This window comes from Xanthobacter aminoxidans, assembly GCF_043193615.1.
GTDB lineage: Bacteria > Pseudomonadota > Alphaproteobacteria > Rhizobiales > Xanthobacteraceae > Xanthobacter > Xanthobacter aminoxidans.
In genome coordinates this window covers 1,687,936-1,702,081 of record NZ_JBAFUS010000001.1, presented here as the reverse complement: position 1 = coordinate 1,702,081, position 14,146 = coordinate 1,687,936, and the positions used below count along the sequence as shown (strand labels likewise).

Sequence of the window (14,146 nt, the reverse complement as noted above, 5' to 3'; positions counted from 1 at the left end):
CCCTTTCCAATCAAGAAGCAGGTAGAAGAAGCGAGCGGCTCGGGTGAAGCTACCGAGCGGCAGGGGGGCTGGCCGGTATGGTCGAGCGTAACGGGGGAGGCGGGGCGGCAGCTCCCGGGCGGCGCTCGAGCTTGCGCCTGCGCGTCCTGTTCCTGGTCTGCCTGGTGGCCGTGCCCCTGTCGGTGGAGCGGATGCTTGCGCTCGTGGCCGAGCGGCAGGAGCAGGTCTCCGCGCTCGAGGAGGATGTGCGGAATTTCGCCCGCAGCGCCAAGCTCGCCCAGATGGAAGGCATGTCGCGGGCGTTGACGGTGCTCGAAGTGTTGTCCCGCATGGCCGACCGCATGCTGGCGGACCCCGTCGCCTGCAGCCGACAATTGTCGCGCCTCGCCGACGAGGTGGCCGGCATCCAGGGCGCGTTCGTCGCGGATGCGGCCGGCCTCGTCCGCTGCGCCCATGCGCCGCTCGCTCTTGGCGTGAACATCTCCGAGCGGGACTACTTCCGCGATGCCCTCGCCGCCGACGAGGTTGTGATGACCGAGATGTTCGTCTCGCGGGTCAGCGGGCGCAATTCGGTGTTCCTGATGCGGGCGGAGCGCGGCCCGGGCGATGCGGTGCGGGCCGTGACCGGCGTCGTGCTCGACCTGCAATGGCTGTCGCGGATCGCGGCCGGCAGCGCGGTGGAACTGGGCGTGGTGGTGGATCTCATCGGGCGGAACGGTACCGTGCTGGTGCGTTACCCCACGATGCCGGACATTGTGGAACACAGCTTCCCCGATCATCCCCTCACGCGGGCCGTGCGGGCGAAGGAGTCCGGCATCGTCAGGGTTCCGGGTTTCGACGGTACGGAGCGCATCTTCGCGTTCGAGGGCTTCGGCCACCTGCCCATCAGCATCGCCGTGGGCATCGAGACGTCGAAAGCGGTGGGCCCCATCGACAGCAAGGTGCGCTCGACGGCGCTGGCCTATTTCATCGCGCTCGCCTGCTTCCTGCTGCTCGCCTGGATTGCCGAGGAGCGGATCGTGATCGCGCCCATCGCCCGTCTCACCCGGGCCGTGGCGGCGGTGGGGCGCGGCGAGGCGGACCACGTGAACGACATGGGCGTCGCGGAATTCTCTCCTTTGGTCAATGCCTTCAACGAGATGGCGCGGCGCCTGTCCCAGCGCAACAACGAACTGAGGACCATGAACGGCCGCCTCGCCTCACTGGCGCGGACCGATGGGCTCACCGGCCTCGCCAACCGGCGGACCTTCGACGTGCAATTCTCGCAGGACTGGGTGCGGGCGCGCGGCGAGGGCATGCCGCTCACGCTGGTGATGCTGGATGTGGACCACTTCAAGGCCTTCAACGACACGCGCGGCCACCTCCAGGGTGACGAAGCCCTGAGGGCGGTGTCGCGGATGCTGTCGGCAGCGGCGGCCGGCACGTCGCACCTTGTGGCGCGCTACGGCGGCGAGGAATTCGTGGTGCTCATGTCGGGCGCCGACGTCGACGCCGGCGTCGCCTTCGCGGAGGACGTGCGGCGCCTCCTCACCGAAATCGCCATCGAGCATCCCGCCGCGCCGCGCCGTCGGGTGACGGCGAGCTTCGGCGTCGCGTCCGTTGTGCCGACGGCGGAGGGCAGCCCGGACGCCCTCATCGCCGCCGCGGATGCCGCGCTCTACGAAGCCAAGCGCGCCGGCCGCGACCGGGTGATCGCGCATAGCTGATGCGTGGATGGCTGATGCGGGAAGCCCTCAGCCCGGCCGGCGGATGGTCCTGAGGTCGAGCCCCGCGGCCTTGATGCGCTCCAGCGCGCCGGCGAGGGGCTCGCGCGCCACCGCCATGTGGAAGGCGTTGGCATGGAGGAGCGTCTCCGCGTCCTCGGCGATGCCCACATGCCCCGGCCAGAACAGCAGATCGCCCCGCTCGATGGGGGCATCGAGCGAGATCGCCGTGCCGATGGCCTTCTCCTGCATGTCGCTGTCACGCGGCGCGCGGAGGCCGGTGGCGGCAAGCGCGGTCTGCACCAGGCCCGAGCAGTCGATGCCGAGGCTGGAGCGGCCGCCCCACAGATAGGGCACGCCGAGGAAGCGGGCGGCGACGGCGACGAAATCACCCTCGCGCTCGTCCGCAGGCACCACATGGACGGCCGGCAGGCAGCCGTCCGTCGTCAGGGCGAAGCCGCCGGAGATGGAGCGCACCACCACGCGGCTGCCGAACACCAGCGCGTCGCGGGGCGGCAGCTTGATGTCCGGGCCCGGAAACAGGAAGGTCCGCAGCGCCGACACCTTGTGCGCGGGCGCGGTCCCGTCCGGGGCGAGGGCTTCGGCGGGCATGTAGCCCACGTAATTGTCCGCCTCCAGCTGCACCCAGGCCCAGCCTTCCGTGTCCTCTTCGAACAGGCGCACCCGCTCGCCGAACAGCGCTTCGGTCTCGAGCGGGGCGTCGCTGGCGGGGCGGCGGCGCAGGGGTGCGACGGGCACGGCCACGCGCCGCATCTCGCCGTCCACGAAGCGCGGCACCTCCACCAGCCCCTTGAGGCTTGTGGCAGCGAGGTCGGCACGGGCGGGGGTCAGCCGGGGATCGAGGCCCGGGGGCAAGGAGAAGGCCATGGCTCAGCCCCACTCCTCAGCCGAACCGCTCGGCGATGAGGGCGTCCAGCGCCCGGATGGTCTGCGCCTCGCCGCCTTCGGGCCGACCCGGCCGGCTGCTGGGGTTCCAGGCGAACAGGTCGAGGTGGAGATGGGAGCGCGCCTTCTCCACAAATTTGGCGAGGAACAGGGCTGCGGTGATGGCGCCGGCAAAGCCGCCGGAGGAGACGTTGTTGATGTCGGCCACCTTCGAATCGAGCATGCCCGCGTAGGGCGCCCACAGGGGCAGGCGCCACAGCGGGTCCGCCTCCACCATGGCGTGGCGGGAGAGGTCAGCGGCGAAGTCCTCGTCGTCGGTGAAGGCGGCGGGAAGCTGCGGACCGAGGGCGACGCGGGCGGCGCCGGTGAGGGTGGCGAAATCGATCACGAGGTCGGGCGCCTCCTCGTCCGCGAGGGCGAGGGCATCGGCCAGCACCAGACGTCCCTCGGCGTCGGTGTTGCCGATCTCCACCGAAATGCCCTTGCGGCTGCGCAGCACGTCGCCGGGACGGAAGGCGATGCCGGAGACGGAATTCTCCACCGCCGGGATCAGCACGCGCAAATTCACCTTCGCGCCGCGCGATAGCAGGATATGGGCAAGGCCCAGCGCATTGGCGGCGCCGCCCATGTCCTTCTTCATCAGCAGCATGGCCGAGGAGGGCTTGAGATCCAGGCCGCCGGTGTCGAAGCACACGCCCTTGCCCACCAGCGTCACCTTCGGGTGGCTGGGATCTCCGGCGCGGATCTCGATGAGGCGCGGGGCGCGGGCGGCGGCAAGGCCCACCGCGTGGATCAAGGGGAAATTCTGCGCCAGCAGCGCGTCACCGACGATGGAGCGGAAGCGCGCGCCATGGCGGGCGGCGAGGCTGCGGGCCCCATCCTCCAGCTCGGCCGGGCCGAGGTCATTGGCCGGGGTGTTGACGAGATCGCGGGTGAGCATCACCGCCTCCACCGTGCGGCGGAGCTGGGCGGCGTCCACCCCCTCCGGCACCACGAGCTTTATCTTGAGGGCCTTGGCAGCGCGATAGGTGGAGAAGCGGTAGCAGCCCAGCGCAAAGGCGAGGGCGGCGAGGCGGGGGCTTGGCACCTCGCCTTCCAGCCGCCAGGTGCCCTCGGGCAGCAGGCCGGGCAGGGCGCCGGTGGCGAAGGCGTCGGCCTTGGGCGCGGGGGCGATGCCGAACAGGGCACCGGCCAGCCCGCCGTCGGCGTTCGGGAGCAGCAGCAGCTTGCCGGCGGCGCCGGAGAAGCCGGCCGCCTCGGCAAAGCGGCGCGCGGCCTCGGGAATGGGAGCGGAGGCGAAGGTGTCCTTGGTGACGCACCAGACGGGCAGGCTGACGGCGGACGACGGGGCAAAGCAATCGATCATCAACGGAACTCCTCGCGCCGCGCCGGGGGGACAGGCAATGGTTCCGCCATCCGGCACCGCGCAGCCGGCGCATGGTGGTCCGCGCCGCGATCGCCTGCAAGATGCCCCGCCGCGCCGCCGCCCAAGGCGGAGCCGGTCAGGGATGCAGCAGGCTGGACAGGGGATGGATGAGGAGGCCGGCGCCCGCCAGCGCCACGCCATAGGGCAGGCTGGTCCGGTGCCGGTCGGGAAGTTCTGCGCCGGCCGGGCCCGCGAGGCGATGGCGCGCGGCGGCGGCGATGCCGAGCAGGGCGCCGATGGTTCCGGTGGCGAGCACGAACAGGGGCAGGTGCAGCGGGTCCACCCACAGCACGATGGCGCCGGCCAGTTTGGCATCGCCCGCGCCGATGATGTCCTCCGCAAACAGGGAGAAGCCCAGCGCCGTGACCGCGCCGGCGGCGGCGAGGCGGAAGATGAGGTCCGGCACGGGCGTGAACTGGGTGACGGCGGCGAAGGCGGCGATCAGGCACACGACCACGGCATTGGGGATGATCCGGCGGGCGAGGTCCGCGCCGATCGACGCGCACAGCAATGCCGGATAGAGGCCGAGCAGCAGAAGCTCGGCGATCCTGATGTGGCCCATCCCCATCGTGCGGTCAGTTCCCGGCGGCGGCCGAGGAGGCCTGAAGCCGGGCGAAGGTGGAGGCGATCTGCACCAGCACCGTGACGATGGCGATGGAGAGGCCGGCGGCGATGAGGCCGTATTCGAGGGCGGTGGAGCCGTCCTCTTCCTTGATGAAGCGCGAGAAAAGAAGCTTCATGGCTCAAATCCGGTCAATGGCGGCGCGTGACCGCCGCAACGGCGGGCCGCAACTTGGATGCCGCGACGGGGTTGCCGTGGCAGAGCCGACGCTAGGGCGGCCCCCTTGCGGGGAAGTAAAAAACCGCGGCCGGGAACGTCCACTGCGCGTGCCGGTTGTTTGAAAGGTTAACGGTTCCGCTCGCGCGTCTTTGACGCCGGGGGCGCGGATCGCCCTTTGACGGCGGCGCCGGAGGCCGGCAAGCTCCCGCCATGAGCTTCTCCCCGACCCCCGATCCCGTCCCCGGTGATGCCACGAGTTGCGCGGCCGTCGAGACCGTGATTGTCCCCCGCGCCCACGACATCGGCGGCATGGAGGTGGCCCGCGTGTTGCCCTCCGTGCAGGGCCAGATGATCGGCCCCTTCATCTTCTTCGACCGGATGGGGCCGGTGCGATTCTCTGCGGCGCAGGCGCAGGATGTGCGCCCGCACCCGCACATCGGCCTCGCCACCGTGACCTACCTGTTCGAAGGCAGCATGATCCACCGCGACAGCCTCGGCTCCGAGCGGGTGATCGAGCCGGGCGCGGTGAATTTGATGACCGCCGGGCGCGGCATCGTCCATTCCGAGCGGCACGACGCCTCCGTGAAGGCGCGCGGGGGGCCGCTCTTCGGCATCCAGAGCTGGATCGCGCTGCCCAAGGCGCTGGAAGAGACCAGCCCGGACTTTCTCCATGCGGACAGCGAGGCGCTGCCGGTGGTGGCGGACGGCGGGATCAAGGCACGGGTGATTCTCGGCAGCGCCTTCGGGGCGACGTCGCCCGTCGCGCTCGCCTCGCCCGCGACCTATGTGGAAATCCAGTTGGCTGCGGGCGCCCATGTGCCTGTTGATCCCACCCACGAGGACCGCGCGCTGTTCACGCTGGAGGGTGAGGTGGAGGTGGACGGCACCGCCTTTCCCGCCGGCCAGATGCTGGTGATCCGGCGCGGCGTTGCCACCTCCGTCCGGGCACGGACCCCGGCGCGGCTCATGCTGGTGGGCGGTGAGCCGCTGGAGGGGCCGCGCTACATCTGGTGGAATTTCGTGTCGTCGAGCCTCGATCGGCTGGACGCGGCAAAGGCCGCATGGCGGGAGGGGCGGTTCGACCTCATCCCCATGGACCACGACGAGTTCATCCCCGCGCCGGACGATGGTGCCGGCCGCCCCCGGCCCCAGAGCCCACGGGGCTGAGGGGCCGGGGACGGCGCGCCCTTGTGGGCTTGCTCACGCCTTGCCTGGCTGGAGCTGCGCCGGGGTGTCGCTGGCGGGAAAGCTCTCCTTCAACGCTTCGTCCAGGCGATCGGAGGCCTTCCTTTTCTCGTGCGCACCGTCTTCCGTATCCGCCGCCGGGTCGCCTTCGGGCTTCGACGCGCGGGTGAGGGAGGGCGGGTCGCTGGCGGGGAAGGAATCCTCCAGCGCCTCGTCCAGTTCGTCGGAGACACGCTCCTTTTCGCGCGCGGCGGCGTCCCGCGGCTCGCCGTCCGCTTTTGGTGCGCGGGTGACGGACGGGGGATCGCTGGCCGGGAAGGACTCTTCCAGCGCCTCGTCCAGTCGCTGGTCGAGCGTGGCGGTGCGGGGGGATGCGGTGGAGGCAGCGGGGGTCATGGCATCAATCTCCTCTGCACCATCAACGAACGGCAGAGCCGCCCGTTCCCCGCAGGCATGCCGCCTCACGCATCGAGTGCAGCCTCCTGCCGTGCGAGACGGGCGGCGACACGCTCAAGGCCGGCGGCGATCTCCCGGCGCTCGCCCGGACGCAGGTCCGATCCTGTCCGCAGGCGGCGCGCGAGCGCTTCCATGAGGAAGAGATCGAGCAGGGGCCGGCCTCGGCCGCCGTCCGGCGCCCCCTCCGCATAAGCGGCGAGCACCGCGCGCTCGGCGCGGGAGCGGAAGGCGGCGAGCAGCTCCGACCGCAGTTCCGACGCGTCGCGGGCGACGCCAGCCTCGCCGGCAGTGACGCGCGCGAGGGTGTACACAAGGGAGGCGAGCAATTCGGCGACATCGCGCCAGCCGTTCGCCCGCTCGCCCTGAGCGCCGGTGATGACCGCATCGCTCCCGGACACCAGCAGATGGTCGAGGTCGAAGCGTCCGTGGGTGCGGATCACCGGCACGTCCGTGCCAGCGAGCGGGCCGGCGATGCGCTTCCGCATTTGTGCCCCGAGCCAATCCCGATCGACACCGAAAAGGGCGTCCGGCGCGGCACGCACGGCATCCATGGTCGCGCGAAGCCAGCCGTCGATCTCATCGGCAGAGGCGACGCCCGGCGCGAAGGCCGGATCGGTGGCGGGGGCCGAAAGGACGGCATGCAGCTCGGCCAGCCGCCGGGCGCTGGCGCGCAGCAGCCGGAGCACGCCCGCCACCTCCTCCTCGAAATGCTGGTGGCCGCCATCGGGCAGGGCTGCGGCATCGAGCGCACGCTGCACCTGCGCCAGGGTCCAGCCAGCGGCATTGCCCTGGTTGCGCACGAAGCCATAGGCGAGCGCCACCTGCGCTGATCCGCCTTCCGGCCGGGTGCGGGTGATGGCGCCGATCAGCGGCGGCACGTGGGGGAAGTCGAGCGCGGTGAGGTGGCGCGCCATCTCCATCTCGCCGGTACGGCCGAACTCCATGTGGCGGAACAGCTTCACCGCGACCTTGTCGGTGACGACGAGGCTCGCTGCCGGCTCGTCGGCGTCGGCGAGCTCGCACAGCGCCCCACGCTCCACGTCGAGCCCGTCCAGCCGGTCGGTGGGCGAGAAGACGAGGGCGCCGCCATCGGGCAGGGGCACGGGCTCGGCCTGCCGCAGCGCGCGCAGCACGCCGGCGGGCAGCCCGTCCAGCACCATGGCGTCGGTGAGAAAGCCCACGCGCCGGCCCTGCCGCACGCGGGTCAGGGCCAGCTGCTCGGCGATGGCGGGGGGATGCTGGTCCTCCCACGCCACGCAGAATGACATGAGGAAGCGCTCAGTGCGCCCGGCGAGATCGGCCTCGATCTCTGCCATGGCCACGTCCCGCTCGGTGCCCGGCAGGCGCATGACCCAGCCGATGCGCACCGCGCCGATGTCCTTGGCCGTGCCGGGAAACCAGCGCCGCCGCGCCAGATATTGCGGCAGCGCCTCGGTCTCGATGATCGCGCGATGGGCGTCGGAGAGGGCACCCATCAGCCCGTCGCGGACGACGAGGGTGGCAAATTCCGGCAGCATCTCCGGCGCCGGATCGCGCCAGGCGGGTTCCGCCGCCGTGGTGGACAGACGGAAGGCGTAGAAGCCGTAGGGCGGCAGCGTGAGCACGAGGGGCGCGCGGTCCAGCGCCGGCAGGCTGGTGCCGCTCACGAGATCCACCGGCACCCGCCGCTCGAACTCGGCGAGGTCCAGCTCCACCCCCTGCAAGGTGTGGGCGAGGTTGGCGACGCACAGCACCGCCTCGCCCTCAAATTCGCGCAGATAGGCGAGGATGCGCCGGTTGCGCGGGAACACGAGGCGGAAGGTGCCGCGCCCGAATGCCGGCTGCTCCTTGCGCACGGCGAGGAAGCGCCGTGTCCAGTTCAGCATGGAATGAGCATCGCGCGACTGCGCTTCCACATTCACCGCCGGGAAGCCGTAGAGCGGATCCTGGATCACCGGCAGTACCAGTTTCTCAGGATCGGCCCTGGAGAAGCCGCCGTTGCGGTCCGGCGACCACTGCATGGGCGTGCGCACGCCGTCGCGGTCGCCGAGATGGATGTTGTCGCCCATGCCGATCTCGTCGCCGTAATAGATCACGGGCGTTCCAGGCAGAGTGAGCAGCAGGGAGTTCATCAGCTCGATGCGCCGCCGGTCCCGCTCCAGCAGCGGGGCGAGGCGGCGGCGGATGCCGAGGTTGATGCGGGCGCGCCGGTCCGAGGCGTAGATGCTCCAGAGATAGTCGCGCTCGGCGTCGGTGACGGTCTCCAGCGTCAGCTCGTCGTGGTTGCGCAGGAAGATCGCCCACTGGCAGGTCGCCGGGATGGCCGGCGTCTGGCGCAGGATGTCGGTGACCGGGAACCGGTCCTCCTTGGCGATGGCCATGTACATGCGCGGCATCAACGGGAAGTGGAATGCCATGTGGCATTCATCCGCGTTCGGGCCGAAATATTGCTGGGTGTCCTCCGGCCAGAGATTGGCCTCGGCGAGCAGCATCCGGCCCTTGTAGTGGGCATCGAGATGGGCGCGGATCTTCTTCAGGATGGCGTGGGTCTCGGGCAGGTTGGCGCAGTCGGTGCCCTCGCGCTCCACCAGATAGGGCACGGCGTCGAGCCGCAGGCCGTCCACCCCCATGTCCAGCCAGAAGCTCATGACGGAGAGGACGCGCTCCAGCACCTCGGGATTGTCGAAGTTGAGGTCCGGCTGGTGGGCATAGAAGCGGTGCCAGTAGAACTGGCCAGCCACCTCGTCCCAGCTCCAGTTGGATTTCTCCACGTCGCAGAACACGATGGGCACGCCGGGATAGCCCTTGTCGTCGTCCGCCCAGACATAGAGGTTGCGCTCCGGGCTGCCCTTGGGCGCGCGCCGCGCGGCCTGGAACCAGGGGTGCTGGTCGCTTGTGTGGTTGATGACCAGCTCGGTGATGACGCGCAGCCCGCGCGCATGCGCCTCGGCAATGAAGCGCCGCGCTTCGTCCATGGTGCCGTAATCCGGCGACACGCCTTCATAGAGCGCGATGTCGTAGCCGTCGTCGCGCCGGGGCGAGGGATAGAAGGGCAGGAGCCACACGGCGGTGGCGCCGAGGTCGGCGATGTAGTCGAGCTTGGAGATCAGCCCGCGGAAGTCGCCGATGCCATCGTCATTGGCATCGAAGAACGACTTCACATGCAGCTGGTAGACGATGGCGTCCTTGTACCACAGAGGGTTGTCGCCGGCGGTGACGGGCTCAGGCATGGCCGAGGCTCCCGGTTCCGGAGGGCTTTGGGCCACGCGGGGCGGCCGGGGCGGACGAGATCGGGGCGGGGCAGAAAGGCACGGTGCTCCCTTGAACCGTCGTGGAGGGACAGGCGACCCGGCCGGCGCATCGCATTTGCAGCGGACGCGCCGGGTGAGTGGCCACGCTTGCCTAACGCGGCTGGAGCGTGGCGGTTCCGGTCTGTCAGGGAGAGTTCAGGGGACAATTGGGGCAGCCGGACGGCATGCGGGGGAATGCCGTCCGGCTGGCGCGTCAGTTTGCCGTGGCAATATCGGCGCCCGTCCTGTTTCGCGCGAAGGGGCGCTGCCGGCATCCCGAAAATGAAGGATGCCGACAGAGAATTTTTTTCTCGCGAGGGATGGAACCTTTGGGCCCGAACCGCGTTTTGACGGTCGTGTGGGCTCATACGAGTCCGCCCCCGTTCCGGTCATGCGTCGCGCGTTTGCCGCTCTCCCCAATATGCGGGAGGCGCCAAGCGCCGTTGGCCGGCAGAACCTGACGCGAAGCCCCAGCTGCCCCACAGCCGATACGGAGGACCGCCCATGTTCGATGCCGCCCGCCACCCGCTGAAGATCTGCATCGATGGCTCCTGCATCGTCCTGCGCTCGCTGGACGACGCCATCGGTTTGATGCGCTCCCATCCCGTGGGGGAGCACGCCGAGATGCTGGTGGACCAGATGGAGGCCGCCCGCCTGCCCGAGCTTCAGCGCCGGGCCTGGGTGGCGTTCGAGACCTTCGCCGATGCCATGCGCCTGTCTCCCGACGCCCAGCGCCGGATGATGTGACACGGAAGGCAGGGCGGTCGCGGAAAGCGCCGCCCTGAGTATCCTCCCGATTGAGCGGCTTCGCCCTCAGAACCTTTCCGGCACGCGATGGCGGGCATAGTCCGCCTCCACGTAATCGGGGTCTTTCTGGCGCTTGGGCAGCTTGATCTTCTCCCGCGGCACATCCTCGTAGGGGATGCGGGACAGGAGATGGGAGATGATGTTGAGGCGCGCGCGCTTCTTGTCGTCGGAGAAGGCCACGAACCACGGTGCCCACATGGTGTCGGACGCCTCGAACATGGCGTCCCGGGCGCGGGAATAGTCGAACCAGCGCGCGTAGGATTCCAGATCCATCGGCGAGAGCTTCCAGATCTTGCGCGGGTCGTCGATGCGGCTTTCCATCCGCCGGGTCTGCTCTTCCTCTGATACTTCAAGCCAGTATTTGAGCAGGATCACGCCCGACTCGACGATGGATTGCTCCACGTAGGGCACGCTTTCCAGAAACTTCTTCGACTGTTCCTCCGTGCAGAAGCCCATCACGCGGTCGACGCCTGCGCGATTGTACCAGGAGCGGTCGAAGATGATGATCTCGCCGCCAGCCGGCAGGTGCGTCACGTAGCGCTGGATGAACATCTGCGATTTCTCGCGCTCCGTGGGCGGCGGCAGGGCCACCACGCGGAAGATGCGCGGGCTCACCCGCTCCATGATGGCCTTGATGACGCCGCCCTTGCCGGCGCCATCGCGGCCCTCGAAGACGATGCAGATCTTCGCGCCCGTGTGCTTCACCCAGAGCTGGAGCTTCACCAGCTCGGCATGCAGGTGCTTCAGCTCCGCCTCATATTCCTTGCGCGAGAGCGGGGCCGCAGGGCTGCCGCCGTCCGTGCCGGACGGGGGCAGGATCGCCTGGGTCTTGTGCTTCTTCTTGTGCTTGTGCGCCATGGCGGCGTCCTCCCTTGAAACCGCTCCGTTGAGACGGGGCGGGTCAGGCCCAGCTGAGGAAGAAGCCCACGTCGCCGGGCATGCCGTTCGGCCAGTCTACGATCATGGCCTTGAGCTTGTAGTGGCCCTGCCGGAGGTAGTCGCGCCACAGTTCGTAGGCCTGGCGCGGGCGGCCGGTGAGGGTGTCGGGCCAGCCCTCCTCCGCATTGTTGATGGCGCGGCCCTTGTCGCTGCACAGCACGTTGGGAAAGCGCATCACCATGATCTCGGTCTCGCCGCGCTGGGCGGCAAGGCGGATCTTCGTGAGGAGATTCTGGGAGATCTCATGCAGCGTCTCGGGCGTGAGATCGAGCGGCTGGGACAGCGTCTTGATGAGCTCCTCGCGGGCCTTGTCGGCCCGGTCCATGGCGGAGAATTCCTTGGACAGCTTGGCCTTTTCGATCTCTTGCATGTACGCGCGCAGGTCGTCCGCGCTCATGAAGCTCTCGTCGCCCAGCGTGGTATTCTGCTGCGCTGCCTGGGGCATGGGTCTCTCCGTTTGGAAATGCGGTCCGGCCGCAGTTTCTCCATGAGCTAAGCGGCGTCGTTGTCCGATATCAACTCTTTCCGGCCCCGCTCGCGTTCACACCCCCACGAGACGCGCAGAACGGCGCGCAAGGCAAACAAAAAGGCCGGCGCCGGAGAGCTGGCGCCGGCCTCTCGTTTCGACCCGAAGGTCGAACCCGGAGGATTCTGGTCTTGAGGGGCGCGCTCAGAGCGTCGCGAAGACGGACGCCGGAATGCGGAAGAAGCCGCGGCCGTTGGCAAAGGTCCGGTAGTAGGACGAGGCGTTGGCATAGAGGTGGTCGAACCACGCCTTGCCGCTCTGGCCCACGGGCAGGCGGTCAATGGTGAAGATATCGGCGTTGGGCGCGAAGCGGACGTGGATCAGCACGTCATCGGTGGCGGAAGCTTCGACGGCCGCCGCGATGGGCTGGGCAAGGGCATTCATCACAAGGTCTCCTCTGGAAGGGATCAAGAAAAGCGCTGCAGGCACCTTCCCGAAGGCCTGCCCTGAAACGCCGGACACGCCCCGATGCCGCTGCCGGAGGAACCGCCGGATTGTCTCTCGCAACCCGGCCGGCCCCGGAAAGCCCCCGCAATCCCGAAACGCTAAGCAGGGGCCGGCGCCCATTCCTTGATCGCGATCAAATTTTGTGCGTCGGTATCGAAAGACCGAATGCCGCAGCCGATTCCACGCGGTGGTCCGGCCGGCGGAACGGCGCGCGCCGTCGTGGGCGGGCGACACAGCACGTTGTTGTGAAGGGGCTCGGATGCGCCCGGATTCGTCGCTGTTCGAGGGCACGGATCTTGCCAGCCTGAGGGCAAATGCGCCGTCTTCCGGCGTAGAATTGTCGCTAACCATCCGGCCGGGCCAGCGCCCCCCTCGGCCGGCGGCGTGGGGTGCAAGGCCATGCGCATTCTGATTCTCGGCAGCGGCGTCGTCGGCACGACATCCGCCTATTATCTCTCCAGGGCCGGACATGAGGTGACGGTGCTCGACCGCCAGCCGGCGGCCGGCATGGAGACCTCATTCGCCAATGCGGGGCAGGTCTCGCCGGGCTATTCCTCGCCCTGGGCTGGGCCGGGCATTCCGGTGAAGGCCGTCAAGTGGCTGCTCATGCACCATCGCCCGCTGGTGGTGTGGCCGGGCCTCGACCCCAAGCTCTATTTCTGGCTGGCGCGGATGCTCGCCAACTGCACCGAGGCCGCCTATCGCCGCAACAAGGCGCGCATGGTCCGCCTCGCCGAATTCAGCCGGGACGCGCTGGACGAGCTGCGCAAGGACACCGGCATCACCTATGACGAACGCACGCTCGGCACGCTCCAGCTGTTCCGCACCCAGAAGCAGCTCGACCACGTGCACGCCGACACCGAGGTGCTGGATGTCCACGGCGTCCCCTACGATTTGCTTGATCCCGCAGGCTGCATCCGTGCCGAGCCGGCGCTGGCGCGCGTCCGCGGCAAGTTCGTGGGCGGCCTGAGGCTGCCCGGGGACGAGACGGGCGACGCGCACCTCTTCACCCAGCGCCTCGCCGAGATCTGCGCGCGCCAGGGCGTCACCTTCCGCTATGGCGTCACCGTCGATGCGCTGCGGCAGGACGGCGGGCGCATCACCGGCGTCGCCGTGTCGGGCGGCGAGGTGCTCACGGCCGATGCCTATGTTGCGGCCATGGGCAGCTACACGCCGGCCCTGCTCGCGCCGCTGGGCATCCGCCTGCCGGTCTATCCGGTAAAGGGCTATTCCCTGACCCTGCCCATCGCCGACCCGGACGCGGCGCCGCGCTCGACCGTGATGGACGAGACCTACAAGGTGGCCATCACCCGCCTCGGCGACCGCATCCGCGTGGGCGGTACGGCGGAACTCGCCGGCTTCAACCTCTCGCTTCGCGCGCCGCGCCGGGCGACGCTGGCCTATTCGGTGGGGGATCTCTTCCCGGCCGGTGGCGACATCGAGGAGGCGACCTTCTGGACCGGCCTGCGCCCCATGACGCCGGACGGCACGCCCATCGTCGGCGCCACGCGCTTCGCCAATCTCTTCACCAACACCGGCCACGGGACTTTGGGCTGGACCATGGCCTGCGGCTCGGGCCGCGTGCTCGCCGACATCATCGGCGGCCGCGCGCCGGAGATCGACACGTCGGACCTCTCCGTCGCCCGTTACGCCGAGGCCGCCTGAGGCTTCCGCTCATGCCGGACCTTGCGCCGCCGCCGC

The 14,146-nt window shown here is 69.4% G+C and carries 13 protein-coding genes; 4 read left to right on the top strand and 9 right to left on the bottom strand.

Annotation, left to right across the window (positions count from 1 at the left end):
* Nucleotides 1-131: 131 nt before the first annotated feature.
* Nucleotides 132-1,706 (top strand): sensor domain-containing diguanylate cyclase, encoded by a 1,575-nt coding sequence (locus V5F74_RS07790; RefSeq protein ID WP_029555511.1) that lies wholly within the window; start codon nucleotides 132-134, stop codon nucleotides 1,704-1,706.
* 27 nt (nucleotides 1,707-1,733) lie between these two features.
* Here V5F74_RS07790 and V5F74_RS07785 read toward each other — a convergent pair whose 3' ends face one another.
* The 4 genes from V5F74_RS07785 to V5F74_RS07770 all read right to left on the bottom strand — a co-directional run bounded on the left by V5F74_RS07785 (nucleotide 1,734) and on the right by V5F74_RS07770 (nucleotide 4,775).
* Entirely contained in the window at nucleotides 1,734-2,591 is an 858-nt protein-coding gene (locus V5F74_RS07785) for a C40 family peptidase (protein WP_394007193.1), read from the bottom strand.
* 16 nt (nucleotides 2,592-2,607) lie between these two features.
* Nucleotides 2,608-3,975 (bottom strand): leucyl aminopeptidase family protein, encoded by a 1,368-nt coding sequence (locus tag V5F74_RS07780; protein ID WP_394007191.1) that lies wholly within the window; start codon nucleotides 3,973-3,975, stop codon nucleotides 2,608-2,610.
* 136 nt (nucleotides 3,976-4,111) lie between these two features.
* A complete protein-coding gene (locus tag V5F74_RS07775; RefSeq protein ID WP_029555508.1) occupies nucleotides 4,112-4,597 on the bottom strand; it encodes an A24 family peptidase in 486 nt (161 codons plus the stop codon).
* A gap of 13 nt (nucleotides 4,598-4,610) precedes the next feature.
* On the bottom strand, nucleotides 4,611-4,775 hold the full coding sequence (locus tag V5F74_RS07770; protein WP_081762738.1) for a Flp family type IVb pilin: 165 nt from the start codon (nucleotides 4,773-4,775) through the stop codon (nucleotides 4,611-4,613).
* A 251-nt stretch (nucleotides 4,776-5,026) separates the two neighbouring features.
* Here V5F74_RS07770 and V5F74_RS07765 point away from each other — a divergent pair, with 251 nt between their 5' ends.
* Entirely contained in the window at nucleotides 5,027-5,983 is a 957-nt protein-coding gene (locus tag V5F74_RS07765; protein WP_374250313.1) for a pirin family protein, read from the top strand.
* A 33-nt stretch (nucleotides 5,984-6,016) separates the two neighbouring features.
* Here V5F74_RS07765 and V5F74_RS07760 read toward each other — a convergent pair whose 3' ends face one another.
* Entirely contained in the window at nucleotides 6,017-6,397 is a 381-nt protein-coding gene (locus V5F74_RS07760) for a hypothetical protein (protein ID WP_250167895.1), read from the bottom strand.
* Nucleotides 6,398-6,462: 65 nt separating this feature from the next.
* Nucleotides 6,463-9,666 carry a maltose alpha-D-glucosyltransferase gene (treS, locus tag V5F74_RS07755; RefSeq protein WP_394007188.1) on the bottom strand — a complete coding sequence of 1,068 codons (3,204 nt, stop codon included), beginning with the start codon at nucleotides 9,664-9,666 and terminating at the stop codon, nucleotides 6,463-6,465.
* A gap of 564 nt (nucleotides 9,667-10,230) precedes the next feature.
* Here treS and V5F74_RS07750 point away from each other — a divergent pair.
* A complete protein-coding gene (locus V5F74_RS07750) occupies nucleotides 10,231-10,473 on the top strand; it encodes a hypothetical protein (protein ID WP_024280606.1) in 243 nt (80 codons plus the stop codon).
* A 66-nt stretch (nucleotides 10,474-10,539) separates the two neighbouring features.
* Here V5F74_RS07750 and ppk2 read toward each other — a convergent pair whose 3' ends face one another.
* From ppk2 to V5F74_RS07735, 3 genes are all read right to left on the bottom strand, one after another.
* Nucleotides 10,540-11,391 carry a polyphosphate kinase 2 gene (ppk2, locus tag V5F74_RS07745; RefSeq protein WP_029555504.1) on the bottom strand — a complete coding sequence of 284 codons (852 nt, stop codon included), beginning with the start codon at nucleotides 11,389-11,391 and terminating at the stop codon, nucleotides 10,540-10,542.
* 43 nt (nucleotides 11,392-11,434) lie between these two features.
* A complete protein-coding gene (locus V5F74_RS07740) occupies nucleotides 11,435-11,917 on the bottom strand; it encodes a hypothetical protein (protein WP_029555503.1) in 483 nt (160 codons plus the stop codon).
* 225 nt (nucleotides 11,918-12,142) lie between these two features.
* Nucleotides 12,143-12,382, bottom strand: a complete 240-nt coding sequence (locus V5F74_RS07735) for a hypothetical protein (protein WP_250167897.1) — start codon at nucleotides 12,380-12,382, stop codon at nucleotides 12,143-12,145.
* Nucleotides 12,383-12,829: 447 nt separating this feature from the next.
* Between V5F74_RS07735 and V5F74_RS07730 the strand changes: the two genes are divergently transcribed.
* Nucleotides 12,830-14,110: a D-amino acid dehydrogenase gene (locus V5F74_RS07730; RefSeq protein WP_394007185.1), complete on the top strand. Its 1,281-nt coding sequence runs from the start codon at nucleotides 12,830-12,832 to the stop codon at nucleotides 14,108-14,110.
* The last annotated feature ends 36 nt before the right edge of the window (nucleotides 14,111-14,146 follow it).

Bases quoted from the DNA above. Each gene is read 5' to 3' on its own strand.
- V5F74_RS07785 (WP_394007193.1), bottom strand. From the start codon at position 2,591: ATGGCCTTCTCCTTGCCCCCGGGCCTCGATCCCCGGCTGACCCCCGCC.
- V5F74_RS07780 (WP_394007191.1), bottom strand. From the start codon at position 3,975: ATGATCGATTGCTTTGCCCCGTCGTCCGCCGTCAGCCTGCCCGTCTGG.
- V5F74_RS07775 (WP_029555508.1), bottom strand. From the start codon at position 4,597: ATGGGCCACATCAGGATCGCCGAGCTTCTGCTGCTCGGCCTCTATCCG.
- V5F74_RS07770 (WP_081762738.1), bottom strand. From the start codon at position 4,775: ATGAAGCTTCTTTTCTCGCGCTTCATCAAGGAAGAGGACGGCTCCACC.
- V5F74_RS07765 (WP_374250313.1), top strand. From the start codon at position 5,027: ATGAGCTTCTCCCCGACCCCCGATCCCGTCCCCGGTGATGCCACGAGT.
- V5F74_RS07760 (WP_250167895.1), bottom strand. From the start codon at position 6,397: ATGACCCCCGCTGCCTCCACCGCATCCCCCCGCACCGCCACGCTCGAC.
- treS (WP_394007188.1), bottom strand. From the start codon at position 9,666: ATGCCTGAGCCCGTCACCGCCGGCGACAACCCTCTGTGGTACAAGGAC.
- V5F74_RS07750 (WP_024280606.1), top strand. From the start codon at position 10,231: ATGTTCGATGCCGCCCGCCACCCGCTGAAGATCTGCATCGATGGCTCC.
- ppk2 (WP_029555504.1), bottom strand. From the start codon at position 11,391: ATGGCGCACAAGCACAAGAAGAAGCACAAGACCCAGGCGATCCTGCCC.
- V5F74_RS07740 (WP_029555503.1), bottom strand. From the start codon at position 11,917: ATGCCCCAGGCAGCGCAGCAGAATACCACGCTGGGCGACGAGAGCTTC.
- V5F74_RS07735 (WP_250167897.1), bottom strand. From the start codon at position 12,382: ATGAATGCCCTTGCCCAGCCCATCGCGGCGGCCGTCGAAGCTTCCGCC.